Source organism: Variovorax boronicumulans NBRC 103145, from assembly GCF_001591345.1.
Taxonomy (GTDB): Bacteria; Pseudomonadota; Gammaproteobacteria; order Burkholderiales; family Burkholderiaceae_C; genus Variovorax; species Variovorax boronicumulans.
On sequence record NZ_BCUS01000021.1, the window covers coordinates 55,569 to 69,025 of the forward strand.

At 65.6% G+C, this 13,457-nt stretch carries 13 protein-coding genes and 2 tRNA genes; 11 read left to right on the top strand and 4 right to left on the bottom strand.

The genetic code is table 11. The annotated features are described in order from the left end of the window. Positions 1 to 27: 27 nt before the first annotated feature. Both ppk1 and VBO01S_RS08910 read right to left on the bottom strand, forming a co-directional pair. A complete protein-coding gene (gene ppk1 / locus VBO01S_RS08905; protein ID WP_062473150.1) occupies positions 28 to 2,355 on the bottom strand; it encodes a polyphosphate kinase 1 in 2,328 nt (775 codons plus the stop codon). Then, positions 2,352 to 3,266 carry a GNAT family N-acetyltransferase gene (locus tag VBO01S_RS08910; protein ID WP_062473152.1) on the bottom strand — a complete coding sequence of 305 codons (915 nt, stop codon included), beginning with the start codon at positions 3,264 to 3,266 and terminating at the stop codon, positions 2,352 to 2,354. The genes ppk1 and VBO01S_RS08910 overlap by 4 nt, the downstream gene beginning before the upstream one ends. A 158-nt stretch (positions 3,267 to 3,424) precedes the next feature. Between VBO01S_RS08910 and VBO01S_RS08915 the strand changes: the two genes are divergently transcribed. The 10 genes from VBO01S_RS08915 (at position 3,425) to VBO01S_RS08940 (ending at position 11,313) form a co-directional block, all read left to right on the top strand. Further along, on the top strand, positions 3,425 to 5,101 hold the full coding sequence (locus VBO01S_RS08915) for an FAD-dependent oxidoreductase (protein ID WP_169805035.1): 1,677 nt from the start codon (positions 3,425 to 3,427) through the stop codon (positions 5,099 to 5,101). Between the two features lie 23 nt (positions 5,102 to 5,124). Further along, positions 5,125 to 5,388 (top strand): UBP-type zinc finger domain-containing protein, encoded by a 264-nt coding sequence (locus VBO01S_RS08920; RefSeq protein ID WP_062473157.1) that lies wholly within the window; start codon positions 5,125 to 5,127, stop codon positions 5,386 to 5,388. A gap of 102 nt (positions 5,389 to 5,490) precedes the next feature. Beyond that, complete coding sequence (locus VBO01S_RS08925) at positions 5,491 to 6,195, top strand: glutathione binding-like protein (RefSeq protein ID WP_062473158.1); 705 nt, start codon at positions 5,491 to 5,493, stop codon at positions 6,193 to 6,195. A gap of 35 nt (positions 6,196 to 6,230) precedes the next feature. Next, a tRNA-Pro gene (locus tag VBO01S_RS08930) sits at positions 6,231 to 6,307 on the top strand. A gap of 330 nt (positions 6,308 to 6,637) precedes the next feature. Next, complete coding sequence (locus VBO01S_RS32310) at positions 6,638 to 6,823, top strand: hypothetical protein (protein WP_139140528.1); 186 nt, start codon at positions 6,638 to 6,640, stop codon at positions 6,821 to 6,823. A gap of 559 nt (positions 6,824 to 7,382) precedes the next feature. Further along, positions 7,383 to 7,459 (top strand) — tRNA-Arg (locus VBO01S_RS08935). Between the two features lie 320 nt (positions 7,460 to 7,779). Then, positions 7,780 to 8,067, top strand: a complete 288-nt coding sequence (locus VBO01S_RS32315) for a hypothetical protein (RefSeq protein ID WP_157627316.1) — start codon at positions 7,780 to 7,782, stop codon at positions 8,065 to 8,067. 132 nt (positions 8,068 to 8,199) lie between these two features. Further along, positions 8,200 to 8,400 carry a hypothetical protein gene (locus tag VBO01S_RS32320; RefSeq protein ID WP_169805036.1) on the top strand — a complete coding sequence of 67 codons (201 nt, stop codon included), beginning with the start codon at positions 8,200 to 8,202 and terminating at the stop codon, positions 8,398 to 8,400. Between the two features lie 77 nt (positions 8,401 to 8,477). Then, entirely contained in the window at positions 8,478 to 9,581 is a 1,104-nt protein-coding gene (locus VBO01S_RS32325) for a hypothetical protein (RefSeq protein ID WP_157627318.1), read from the top strand. A gap of 121 nt (positions 9,582 to 9,702) precedes the next feature. Further along, on the top strand, positions 9,703 to 11,313 hold the full coding sequence (locus VBO01S_RS08940) for an MORN repeat-containing protein (RefSeq protein WP_157627319.1): 1,611 nt from the start codon (positions 9,703 to 9,705) through the stop codon (positions 11,311 to 11,313). Positions 11,314 to 11,365: 52 nt separating this feature from the next. Here VBO01S_RS08940 and VBO01S_RS08945 read toward each other — a convergent pair whose 3' ends face one another. Next, positions 11,366 to 11,905, bottom strand: coding sequence for a hypothetical protein (locus VBO01S_RS08945; RefSeq protein WP_062473163.1), 540 nt, complete (start codon positions 11,903 to 11,905; stop codon positions 11,366 to 11,368). Positions 11,906 to 11,982: 77 nt separating this feature from the next. Further along, entirely contained in the window at positions 11,983 to 12,444 is a 462-nt protein-coding gene (locus tag VBO01S_RS08950) for a hypothetical protein (protein ID WP_157627320.1), read from the bottom strand. Between the two features lie 226 nt (positions 12,445 to 12,670). On the opposite strand from VBO01S_RS08950, the gene VBO01S_RS08955 reads away from it, so the two are divergent. Next, on the top strand, positions 12,671 to 13,072 hold the full coding sequence (locus tag VBO01S_RS08955; RefSeq protein WP_082818046.1) for a hypothetical protein: 402 nt from the start codon (positions 12,671 to 12,673) through the stop codon (positions 13,070 to 13,072). The last annotated feature ends 385 nt before the right edge of the window (positions 13,073 to 13,457 follow it).

Consider the following 13,457-nt stretch of genomic DNA (forward strand, 5'->3'; position numbering starts at 1 on the left):
ATCGTCTTTCGAACTTCTTCTTCAATTTCAATTGCCGGACGCATCACGGTGATTTCCTCGTGATGCATAGCGGCCCATCAAGGCGGCCTGGGCGCCATGCGCTTCGATCGCGGGGGACGCACCCGCCTCGCCGGGGTGCGTGTCATGGTCGACACGCCGGTAGATGCCGTCGCCGCCCAGGTCCCAGGCGTCGCGCCCATCGTGCAGGTAAGCCACCAGGCACTCGTCGATGAGGCGCTGGCGCAGGGTGGGGTCGGTCACGGGCCAGGCCAGCTCGATGCGCCGCATCATGTTGCGGTTCATCCAGTCGGCGCTCGACAGGTACAGCGACTCGTCCTCGCCATGGCGGAAATAGAACACGCGCGAATGCTCGAGGAAGCGACCGATCACCGAGCGCACGCGCACGTTGTCGGTGAGACCCGGCACCTGCGCCGGCAGCGTGCAGGCGCCGCGCACGATGAGGTCGATCTTCACGCCCTTCTGCCCCGCGCGAATGAGCGCGCCGATGATCTCCTCGTCGGTCAGCGCGTTCATCTTGGCGACGATGCGCGTGGGCTCGCCGCTGGCGGCGGCCTGTCCGAGCGCATCGATGCGCGCGACCAGGTTCTTGTGCAGGTCGAAGGGCGCCAGCCACATGCGGTTGAGCTTGGGCAGGCGGCTCTGGCTGGCCAGGTGGACGAACACGGCCTCCATGTCAGCGGTGAGCGCCGGGTCGGCCGTGAGGTGGCTGATGTCCGTGTACAGCCGCGCCGTGCGCGGGTTGTAGTTGCCGGTGGACAGATGGCCGTAGCGGCGCAGCTGCTTGCCCTCGCGGCGCGTCACCAGCAGCATCTTGGCGTGGGTTTTCAGGCCCACCACGCCGTACACCACCTGCGCGCCGATCGACTCGAGCATTTCGGCCCAGTTGATGTTGGCCTCTTCGTCGAAGCGCGCCTTCAGCTCGACCACCACCGTCACTTCCTTGCCGCGGCGCACGGCTTCACGCAGCAGGTCCATGAGCTCGGAGTCGGCGCCGGTGCGGTAGATGGTCTGCTTGATCGCCAGCACCTGCGGGTCGAGCACCGACTCGCGCAGGAACGCGAGCACGCCGTCGAAGCTCTCGAAGGGCTGGTGGATCAGCACGTCGCCGCGCTGCAGCCGCTCGAAGAACGACTGGGCGGGCGACAGCGTGACGGGGAACGACGGCGCGTACGGAGGAAAGCGCAGCTGCGGCTCGCCGATCAGGTCGATGAGCTGCGTGAGCCGCGCCAGGTTCACCGGGCCGTGCACGCGGTACAGCGCCTGCGGCGGCAGGTTGAACTGCGCCAGCAGGAAGCTCGCGAGCGACTCGGCGCAGCTCGCCGACACCTCCAGCCGCACGGCCTGGCCGTAATGGCGATGCTGCAGGCCCTGGCGCAGCGCGGTGCGCAGGTTCTTGACGTCTTCCTCGTCGACCGCAAGGTCGGAGTGGCGCGTCACGCGGAACTGCGAGAAGTCGCCCACCTCGCGCCCCGGGAACATGCTGGCCAGGTGCGCGCGCACCACGCTCGACAGCGCCACGAACAGCGTCTTGCCGTCCGACACCTTGGCCGGCATCTTGATCAGGCGCGGCAGCACGCGCGGCAGCTTGACGATCTGGATCGGGTTCTCGCGGCCGAAGGCGTCCTTGCCGCCCAGGCGCACGATGAAGTTCAGCGACTTGTTCGCCACCTGCGGGAACGGGTGCGCCGGGTCGAGCCCCACGGGGATCAGCAGCGGACGCACTTCGCGCTCGAAATACTCGCTGACCCACTTGCGCTGGGCCGGGTTGCGTTCGCCGTGCGACACGATGTGGATGCCGTGCGTGGCAAAGGTCGGCATCAGCTCGTCGTTGTACAGCGCGTACTGGCGCGCCACGAGCGTGTGGGCCGCTTCGGACAGGCGTTCGAAAGACTCGACCGTGTAGGTGCCCTTGCGATCACCGGCGCTGCCCGCGCTCAGGTGCGGCGCGGCGCGGACCTCGAAGAACTCGTCGAGGTTCGACGACACGATGCACAGGTAGCGCAGCCGTTCGATCAGCGGCACTTCGGGCCGGTGTGCCCAGTCGAGCACGCGCTCGTTGAACGAGAGGATGCTGTGGTCGCGGTCCAGCAACGCGAACGAAGACGCTTCGCCGGCGCGTGACGGGTCAGCGGAGAGGGAGGGCATGGGCACTGATTCTGGAGCAAGCGGCACGGGAGAACACGACGGCTGAAATATGACAGTGTCAACTTCGTCCGTGACAGTTCCATGACATTCGCGTGACGCGCCCTGCCCCACAGAGAGCGAACCTGACACATTCGGCGACGGCGAAGCAGCGTGCGGCCCGGCGTCGGGCCGGATGGCCGCCGGCTTCATGCGCCGAGGAAGTGCTTGCGGTAGCGCGCTGGCAGGTCGTCGATGCGCATCAGCATCGGCAGGTCGGCGGTATTGAAGTCCGGGTCCCAGGCCGGCGCGCCGAGCACCTTGGCGCCCAGGCGCAGGTAGCCCTTGATGAGCGCAGGCGGTTCCACGTCGAGCGCGCTGTCGAGCCGTTCGACCGGCAGCGGCAGGCGCGGCTGCACCTGGTATTGAATCGGCGCGAGGTGGCTGGCCGAGAGCTGGCGCCAGATGCTGGCCGCCGCGTCGCCGCTGGTCACGCCGTTGTGCGACATCGGAATGCTCGCGCAGCCGATCATGGTGTCGAGCTTGTTGCGGTGCATGAAGCCGGCCAGCGCGCCCCACAGCGCGAGGATCACGCCGCCCTGGCGGTGCTCGGCGTGCACGCAGCTGCGGCCCAGCTCGACCATGCGCTCGCGCAGGTCGCGCAGGCGGGTCAGGTCGAACTCGGTGTCGCTGTAGGTGCTGCCGACGCGGCGCGCTTGCGCGGGGGTCAGCACGCGGTAGGTGCCGATGACTTGGCCGGTGAGCTCGTCGCGCACCAGCAGGTGTTCGCAGAAGTCGTCGAACAGGTCGATGTCATGGCCGGCCAGCGGCGTGGTCAGGCGTGCGCCCATCTCGCCGACGAACACGTCGTGACGCAGGCGTTGCGCGGCGCGCACGTCATCCAGATGACGCGCCCAGCTCACCGTGATGCCCGGCTTGGCTTCGACGACCGGCGGCACGATGACGGCCAGCGGCGCCTCGGGCACCGCCGTGCGGGTGGCCAGTGCGGCGACGGTGGCGGCGGCAGCAGCAACGGCGGGGGTTCCGGCAGCGGGTGCGGGCCACAAGGCTGCGCGCAGTCCGAGCTGCGAGAGCGGAAACGTCGGGTTCGGCAGTTCTTTCATGGGAAATCCCTTTCTGCTGACCGAGTCTGGACACGCGCAATGAAACCGGCATGTCAGCGGCGTGGCAGACACATGACGTTGTTACAACGCGCGCCAGCGTCGCTTTGGCGCCGCTTCGGCGTCTAATGCGGGGCATTCGCGACACGGAGTTCGACCCCATGGCCACCGACGCACCAGGCGCCAACAGCCGCCTGCACCAGACTTTCCCCGTCCTCAGTGACGCCGAGATGGCACGCATCGCCAGCTTCGGCAGCGTGCAGCGCTTTGCGCGCGGCGAGCGCCTGTTCACCGCCGGCGAGACCGGCGCCGGCATGTTCGTGCTGCTCAAGGGCGTGGTCGCCGTCACGCAGCGCGACGGCCTCGGCCATGTGGTGCCGATCGCACGCCAGGGGCCGGGCGAATTCCTTGCCGAGGTCGGCCAGCTGAGCGGGCGCCCTGCCCTGGTCGACGGGCATGCCGACGAAGAAGTCGAGGCGCTGGTCGTGCCACCGGACCGCCTGCGTGCACTGCTGGTGGCCGAGGCCGACCTGGGCGAGCGCATCACCCGCGCGCTGATCCTGCGACGCGTGGCGCTCATCGAATCCGGTGCGGCGGGGCCGGTGCTGATCGGGCGGCCCGATTCTCCCGAAATGGCGCGGCTGGAAAACTTCCTGCGCCGCAACGGCCATCCCTATCACCTGGTCGATGCGGCCGCCGACCCCGATGCCGCCGCGCTGCTCGCCCAATACGGCCCCGACCAGCTGCTCGCCGTGTGCCCCGACGGCTCGGTGCTGGTCAACCCGAGCGACGAGGGCCTGGCGCGCTGCCTCGGCATGGTCGACACCGCGGCGCGCGACGAGCTCTACGACGTGGCCGTGGTCGGCGCCGGGCCGGCTGGCCTCGCGACCGCCGTGTATGCGGCCTCCGAAGGGCTGCGCGTGATCGTGCTCGACTGCCGCGCCTTCGGCGGACAAGCCGGCGCCAGTGCGCGCATCGAGAACTACCTGGGCTTTCCGACCGGCATCTCGGGGCAGGCGCTGGCGGGCCGCGCGTTCGTGCAGGCGCAGAAGTTCGGCGTCGAGATGCTGATCCCGGCGCAAGTCGCGGCACTCGACTGCTCGCGCGAGAACGCGCGGGACAGCCTCGCGCTGAAGCTCACCGACGGCCGCACGATCAGCGCACGCACCGTAGTCATTGCGAGCGGCGCGCGCTACCGCCGCCCCGGCGTGCCGCGCCTGGCCGAATTCGAAGGCCGCGGCATCTGGTACTGGGCCTCGGCCATCGAAGCGAAGATCTGCGCACAGCAGGAAGTGGCGCTGGTGGGCGGCGGCAACTCGGCGGGCCAGGCGGCGGTGTTCCTGTCGCGCCATGCGGCCAAGGTCAACGTGCTGGTGCGCGGGCCGTCGCTGGCGGCCAGCATGTCGCGCTACCTCATCGACCGCATCGAGGCCACGCCCAACATCTCGCTGCAGCCGCACACCGAGCTCGTGCGGCTGCACGGCGCGCCCGAAGAAGGCCTGACCGGCGCCACCTGGCGCTGCCACACCTCGGGCCAGGAGCACGACTGCCCCGCGCGCAACATCTTCCTGTTCGTCGGCGCGGAGCCCGAGACCTCATGGCTCGAAGGCTGCGGCGTGTCGGTCGACAAGCACGGCTTCGTGCTGACCGGCCCGGCCGCGAGCAGCGGCTTTCCGGCACGTCCGGCCACGGCGCTCGAATCGAGCGTGTCGGGCGTGTTCGCGGTGGGCGATGTGCGCTCGGGCTCGGTCAAGCGCGTGGGCGGCGCGATCGGCGAAGGCGCCGCGGTGGTGGCGCTCATTCACCAGCATTTGTCGTCGGCCTCGGCCGTGGCCTGAACCCTTCTTGTCCTGAAACACCCATGCCCATCCACGCCTGCGAACACGTTCCCGCCGACCTCGCCCCACCGCACACGCCCCGCGGCTGCGAAGACTGCCTGAAGACCGGCGACACCTGGGTGCACCTGCGCCTGTGCGTGCACTGCGGCCACGTGGGCTGCTGCGACTCGTCGAAGAACCGCCACGCCACGAAGCATGCGCGGGCCGAAGGGCATCCGGTGATCCAGTCGGTCGAGCCCGGCGAGCATTGGATGTGGTGCAACGCGCACGAGCGGCAGGTGGGGTGACCAGCGGCTGAACGGCCAATGCCCGCATCCGCACGCGACCGCAGGGGCGTGTATATGCTGCCGTTCTCCCGTCACAACCCTCTCAAATCCGGAGTCCGCGACATGCCCGCATCGCCCATCGAGGTCTATTCCTGGCCCACGCCGAACGGCCACAAGATTCACATCATGCTCGAGGAGTGCGGCCTGCCGTACCACGCGCACCCGGTGAACATCGGCACCGGCGACCAGTTCGCGCCCGAGTTCCTGAAGATCAGCCCGAACAACAAGATCCCCGCCATCACCGATCCCGACGGACCGGACGGCCAGCCGATCTCGCTGTTCGAATCGGGTGCCATCCTCGTGTATCTCGCGGGCAAGACCGGCAAGTTCCTGCCCACGGGCGACCGCGAGCGCTACGACGTGCTGCAGTGGCTCATGTTCCAGATGGGCGGCGTCGGTCCGATGCTCGGCCAGGCGCACCACTTCCGCATCTACGCGCCCGAGAAGATCGCCTATGCCGTCGACCGCTACACCAACGAGGCCAAGCGCCTGTACGGCGTGATCGACCGGCAGCTGTCGAAACACAAGTTCATCGCCGGCAACAGCTATTCGATTGCCGACATCGCCATCTTCCCGTGGCTGCGCAGCTGGGAGAACCAGGGCATCACCCTCACCGACTACCCGCACCTGAAGGCCTGGTTCGACGGCATCGCCGCGCGCCCCGCCGTGCAGCGCGGCGTGAAAGTGCTGGCCGACCTGCGCCGCCCCATCACCGATGACAAGGCGCGCGAGATCCTTTTTGGCAAGACGCAGTACGAGAAGCGCTGAGCGGCCTCTTATTCGGGCTAGAATGGAAGGCTTGGCGGGGTGTAGCGCAGCCTGGTAGCGCATCTGGTTTGGGACCAGAGGGTCGAAGGTTCGAATCCTTTCGCCCCGACCAAAAGAAAAGTGAAAGCCTGCAACGATGAAAGTCGTTGCAGGCTTTTTTCTTTTCCGGGCCGATCGCAATCACCGCGAATCTCACCGCCCTTTAGACGTTTCGTAGCACGACCCACGGCTTTCCGTACATCGGGCAACGCCGCTGCCTTGTTGTTACACCGTCAAGACAACCTTTTTCTTAAGGAACTACCCGCGAGGCCCTCGGCGCTCACGCAGAATCAAGCCAATCGTGATCGTGTTTACAAAGTAAGCGGAATCGCGTTTACAAAGCCGAAGAGCTGAGTCAGGGATGGACGTCGCAACAGAACCCTCACCCCTGGACCCTTTTCCGATGCTGAATTACTTTTCCCGCTGTTCTTGCGGCCTCAGGCATCTCGCACGCATCGAGCGCCGGCCATGGATGCGACTCTTCTCGAGCCTGCGCTTCTACCAATGCAGCGCCTGCGGAAAGAAGCAACTGGCGTCCGAACGCGCGGTGAACGACGCGGTCTGGAAGTACCGCTCGGAAAACGTCTGACGCCCTCTCCGCCCACGCGATCCACAGAGGCATCGGACGGTCGAAACGCCGTCCTTAGCAATCTGTTGCGCGTGCTGCCCTTTCGCTGCATGCCTTGCGCCCCCACAGAATCGAACGCGGGTGCTTCACGGTTGCGCAAACCGCGAAGCAGCGTCGGGGAAAGAGTGTCGACACCTTCCCGGTTTGAACTCTTCTGTGATGCTGCTGAATCTGTTTCTCCGATGTTCCTGCGGCCTGGCTGGCCTTCGCCGCATCGAGCGGCGAACCTGGATGAGGATGCTGCCGGCCCTCAGGTTCTACCGGTGCAGCACCTGCGGCAAGAAGCAGCTCGTGTCGAAGCAGGCCGCCGAGGCCGCCAGGGTGCCCTCCCGCGCCAGCCCCGCCCTTTCGCCCTCTCAACGACCGCCGCCGAAGGCGTCGTGCATGGAGGGATGTAGGTAGAATCTGCGCTTCCCCGGTCAGAGGCAGAAGCGTCCAGACCGTCGATTTTTCGGGTCTGTTGCCGCACCGCTTGCGGCCCGAGGACCGAAGGCTCCGGCCCTCGCTTCTCAACCGGAATCTGCCCGTAGCTCAGTTGGATAGAGCACCTGCCTTCTAAGCAGGTTGTCGGGGGTTCGATCCCCTCCGGGCAGGCCATTTGCGTCTCTAACCGCAACGAGTTTCTCCAACTTTTGCGCCGTTGCTCCGCCGGAAGGACGACGCACAGAGCACGCATGCGCGAGCTGCCGTCAAGTCGACGCGCTTGCTGCCCACGGATGCGGCGGTAGGTTCAACCCGCCCGTCGCCTGCTCGCTCCCTCGCGGCACACCCTCTCCGATCTCTCCCAAGACTGCCCAGCCATCCTCCGAGATGTGATTGCAGCCGTGCTACCGGTATCCGTTGACTCCCACAAATGCGGTATTTGGTTTGCAAAATGGCATGGATAGATTCGGGTCTTCCACCACGAGGAGACGTCGATGAATTACAAGAGCCCGCTATTGGCATTCGGCCTTTTTCTTTACGCCGCCCTTGCGGGCGCCAATGAAGCGCAGCGCGCATGCGGGGACTTCGACAGCGCCGTCATGACAACGCGCGCGCAATGCCAGCGCGAGCGAACGCAGGACGACAGAGAGTACTGCGCAGCCACCAGGCTCAAGCGTGCCCAAGACGCACACGCCTCGTGCCTTGTTCGATTCAACACCCGGGGAGCGGGATCCGTTCAAGAAGCCAGGGAGCGCTCAAATCGTATCCGGCGGGAACCCTGAGGCGAAATAACGCTTGCAATTCATCATTGACCAAAACGGGGTTGTATAGGAGTTCACATGATTCGATTTTCTCTCGCTATCTTGCTGGCATTCGCCTCCTCTCATGCACTCGCCAGCAATTGGACAACATCCATGGACAACAAAAGAAAATGTGAAACTGCCGCTCATGAGGCTGAGAAAAATCGCCGACCGATGGCGGCCAACCATTACAAGCAATGCGCCAAGGATTTTCAGACTGCTGCCCAATATTTTCGGGAGAGTGACCAGGCGTACAACGGGAAAACGGCTTTTCAGCGTGGGCTTGACCAATACAACAGGGGAAACATGCAATAGCCAATATGCCTCGGTGCGCTGATCGAGAAGATCGGCTACCAGGATGAGGGTGGCGTTCCATTTTCCCTCCCCTCTTCTTGGCCGTCCTTGCCCGCCTTCGTGCGGGCTTTTTCTTGCCCAAGGCAATCCTCGCCCGCTGGTTTCTGCGGACTCCCACAAATGCGGTATTTGGTTTACGAAACTGCCAGCTAAATTCCGGCGACCGCATCGGACGAGGAGGGATAGCTATGTGGATCACTCGTGCCTTGGCCCTTGGCAGTCTTCTGCTAGGAATTGTCCTGCCCATGCCAGCCCAAGCGTCGGAAAACGATAGCGCATGCGTCGGCCAGCGCAATAACACGCTCTACAACAAGTGCAATTTCAGCGTTGACGTTTGGTTCTGCGTTGTCAATCCCAGACAGACCAAGCACTTCTTCGACGGCTCTTCCCACTTCAAATGCCCCAACGGAGGCCTTAGCGCGCTGGGCCCGGGCCAAGAAGAAGGCAACATCCTTCATGGCACCGTACATTGGGCAGCCTGCTCGACAGAGCACAGGGCTACGAACAGGTGGCGGTATGTGGAAGGGGCCGGCTACAAGGGGTTTTGCATTCCCGAGAAGGGAAAAAGCACGCAGAGGCAGGCATCCCCCTCAAGTGACGCTTCTCTTGCGTCGCCTCACGGCTGTGAAATCATGGCGAAAGATTTGGAAGGGATGAACAGTCTTCCGAATACCCCGGAGGTAAAAACTGAGCGTGCCGCGAAGTTATATGCATACGCCAACCGAGGCTGCGGAAAAGCCACCAACGCCCACAAACAAGAATTTTTAGACGCATATCGCCAACTTTCAGCGGAGTGCAAGCGGGCCCGGGGCAGAAACTGCGACCCCTTGAATGCTCATGCCATCTCGACGGCTCAACGTCCTGTGCCACAACCTTCCGCCAGCCCCGCACCCGATCAAAAGCAGCCTTCAATGGGTTCGGGCGGATTTCGTCAAGCAACGCTGGCTGACTGCAAGTCGGAGCAACAGCAATTTATCAAGAGCTTTGGCGACGACGGGCAGACCCGGGGGAACATCAATCGACATCTGTACGACGCCAATGAACCTCCGGACCGGGAAACGGTCGTGAGGGATGTGAACAGGTTCCAAAACTCGGAGCGCCTTCGAGCCTGCTTCCTCGGGGCACGACTGGGAGTGCAATAGTCTCGTACAGCAGTCCCCAAACGACACGACCCACCGGTTCCCGTGGACTCCCACAAAAGCGGTATTTGGTTTGCAGATCGCTCCGCTAGATTCGGCCGATCACAAGACCGAGGAGAACGTCATGACGATGGCGACCACCGCACGAGAACCAGCGCCCGTTTCCAATTCCATGCACAGAGGGCACCAGCGCCCCAGGCAGGCGATCCGGCTTCCGCACCCTTTCCTGTCGGCACTCATCCTCAGCGCCTGTGTGCTCGCCGCCCCGATGGCAGCGCGGGCCCAGGTCAATCCCGAGATCGCGAATTGCCTCGAGCTCAAGGACGACGCCACGGTCACCCAGGCCGATCTTTGCTCGGCCCACATCGGTTGCCGTTTCGTACTGAGCGCGCAGAAGACCTGCGCGCGCGCCAAGGGCTACCTCGAGCGGCTGCAGACGGCCATCGGCGAAGGCACGCGCAACTTCTTCGGCTTCTACCGCAAGGAGGTCACGCCCGATGCGATGTTCACCGCGGTCCTCGGCGGCGATGACCGCGAGAACGAGCGCAAGCTCGGCGGCCTGGCGCAGCCACAGCGCCTGTCGCAGGAGATCGGGGCACGCGTGCGCGAGGTGGGCACTGGCGACATACTGTCCGGCAAAAGCAACGGCGACACGACCTGGGTCTACTACGGGCAAGTCAAGGACGGCAAGGCAGACGGCACCGGCACACGCATCTTTTCCGACGGCGAGATCCAGCGCGGACAGTTCAACGCAAATCGCGTGCATGGCGCTGCGGACATGCTGTATGCCCCCAACGGCAATCGCTACGTGGGAGAGGTGGCCAGCGACAACCGCGAAGGACAAGGCGTGCAGGCGCTCAGGGACGGGTCGACGCGGGCAGGCACATGGAGCAAGAACGCATCCTTCCAGGGTACTTTTTCGCGCGCCGACGGCACACGTTTCGAAGGAAGCATGAGCACCAACTGGCGCACACAAGGACGTGAGTACCGCGCCGATGGCACGCTGGCCGAGGAGGGGCGCTACGAGAGCGGCAAGCTGTCGGTGGGCACGCAGTACGACGTGGCCGGAGTCCGCACCGAGGTCAATCTGCCGGCCGCGCGCGAGGCCGCCACCCGAGAGGCCGCCGAGAAGACCAGGCTCGCAGCAGAGGCCGAGAAGCAACGCAAGCGCGAAGAGGCTGCACGCGCCGAGCAGCAGTTCCAGGCCAGCCTGCAAAACATGAACCCCGGACAGCTGTTCGCGCGCGCCGACGAACTGAACGCCCAGGGCGACCGCGCCCGCGCGCGCGAAGTGCAGCGCACCTTGATGAGCCGCTTCCCCGACCATCCGCTGGCGGCCACGACGGCGCGGCAGATGACGGGTGAGTCGGGTGGCAGCACGACCGCAGGTGGAGGTTCGTCGTCAGGGGGCACGGCCAACGCGGCCAGCCGCCCTGCCGGAACGCGCCTTTCCAGCCAGACCTGCGAAGCCATGAAGCAGTCGGTCATCGCGACGAAGGTCGCACCCAATGCCTCGATCACCGCCAGCCAGGAAACGGTGATGTTCATGACGAAAACGGTGCTGGACATGATCGCCGCCAACTGCCCCACCGAGCCCGGCGTGACACCCGCCCAGATCGCCGCGGAACGCCAGACGCGCCAACAGCAATACGCAGCCGCCGAGAACGCCTGCAATGCCGTGCAATCCGGCGGGCGTCGGTGCGTTGCGCAGAATCATTTCGGGCCCGGCCGTTGAGGCCTGCGAGTGCAGGCCTCACGGCCTCACGCGCAGCCGCTTTTCGCGGGCCTCAGCACCTTGCCCTGAACTGCTGATCCCGGGCCTCCTTGCGCTGCTCGGCGATCCAGGATTGCGTCGCGCCACTCTGCGGCTGCCGCGCCAAACGGTCGTAGTGCGCCACCCGCTCGTTGAAGTGCGCACAGCGCGACGTGTCGCCACTGGCACCGGTCACGCCCGGCGATGTCGCACCGCGTTGCTGCGCGGCCTGTTGCTGGACCGCATAGCCCTGCCGGGTCTGCCGGTCGGCCATCTCCACCTGCTGCTCCCACGGCAGCCCGGCCGGGACCGGCTCGATGCGCTCGACCAGTGCGCCCCGCTCGCGGCAGTGATCCGGCGACCAGAAACGCCCTCCGCTGTTGCTGACGCAGAGAAACACCTGGGACGCACCTGCGGCCTCGAGATTGCGCACCGGCGGCGACACGTCGACCACGCGGCCGCCGCTGCCGCCACACGGCTCACCGCTGTACTGGTTGCCGCATCGATAGACCTGCTGGGCATGGGCCATGCCGCTGGCGATCAGGAGAAGGCTGGCGAGGAAGGTGAGGCGCATGGACGCGATGGTAGTAGCGATGCCTCGCAGTGCACAGGTCATCGACGCCGGCCGCGCCGATGCCCCACACGAACCCGTCACGCACCGGCGGCCTTGGCACCCGCCGGCAGCAACGCCTCTCGCGCACGGGCGGAGAGCGGCACGCGCTCGGGCAGCAGCGCCAACGCCTGCGCCCCGCGCGCCGCAGTGCCCACATTGGCCACGAAGGTCCGCCGCGCGTCGTGGAACTCGAAGATCAGGTTGAAGGTGCCATAGGCCTCGCGCACATTGACCTGGCGGATGTCCGCGAAAGGCCGCTCGCGCTGGCGCAGCACGCGATACACCAGCTGCTCGCTTTCGATACGGAAGACAGGGTTCAGGCTGTTGGTCGCCAGCGCCACCCACGGCAGGCCGCGCAGGCCGGTGAAGGTGGCCACGACGGGCACCGCGCCGCCCTTGATCGCAAGGGGCGCAGCGCCCGCCCGGGGCGCCTTGGGCGTGCGAAGCTTCTTCCAGAGCCAGTAGAAGAACCAGAACGACAGCCCTTGAAGGACGATCACTCCGACGGTCCCCAGGACGGTCATCCAATCCATCTGCACGTCGCCTTCCTCTGTGACACAAGCCCGGGCCCTCCCCCGGCAAGGCGCCATTAAAGCAGAGGGCTCCATGCGCCAGATGCGCGCCGCCTGTCATTTGAATTCTGGATTCAATACTGTACATTTAAACAGTATTCTCAAGGAATCCACATGCCGAAGAACGCATCCCAGTCCAACGCGTGGGTGAACCATGACCCAAGCTGAACTCTTCTTCCCCCGGCCGGCGACGCCGCCCTCGCCCCTCTTCAACTTCCATGAGCCCGCCGCCGCTGCGGCCGCGCTCGAAGACACCGAAGACGAGCCGCGTGACGCCTTTTCCGCGAAGCTGATCGACTACCCCCACTCGTCGGCCGACGCGGTCAGGGTCGCCGAGCAACGCTTTCGGCGCGAACTCGAAAAGCAGCTGGGCGCCGACGTGCTGCCGGCCATGCGCGCCTTCCAGAACGCCAGCGAATCGAGCGACACCGACCTCACCAAGCACGAGATCGCGCTGGCCGCGCGCTGGGTCAAGGCCTACGACGCTGCGCGCACGGCGGGCTTTCGCGACCTGGGCGACACGGACGAAGCCTACTTCGAGGTCAAGGCGATCTAGCACCCTGGCGAGGGCTCGTACCAGTTTTCGGTGATGGCTCCCTCGAGGGCAAAAAGACACACTCCGTCGCGTTTGTCTTGTTTGCTTTCACAGGGGAAGAGTCCATGCCGATCCACGTCCACATCCACGGTGTCCATGGACAACCGTCGCGCGTCCGCGCCCTTCGGCACCTGGCTGCCGTGGCCTTGCTAGCCGCAGGCAGCGTCCAGCGGCCGGCTTGACGCACGGCGATGCGGGCAGCGCAGGCACGAGCAGTTCGGCAGGAACAGGCGGCCTCGGCGGCGCCGCGGCCTCGGCCGCCTTCGACGGCGCGACAGCACTGGGTGCGGGGGGCAATGGCGGGGCCGCGACCTCTGGCGGAACCGGTGGCTCGGGTGGCACCGGT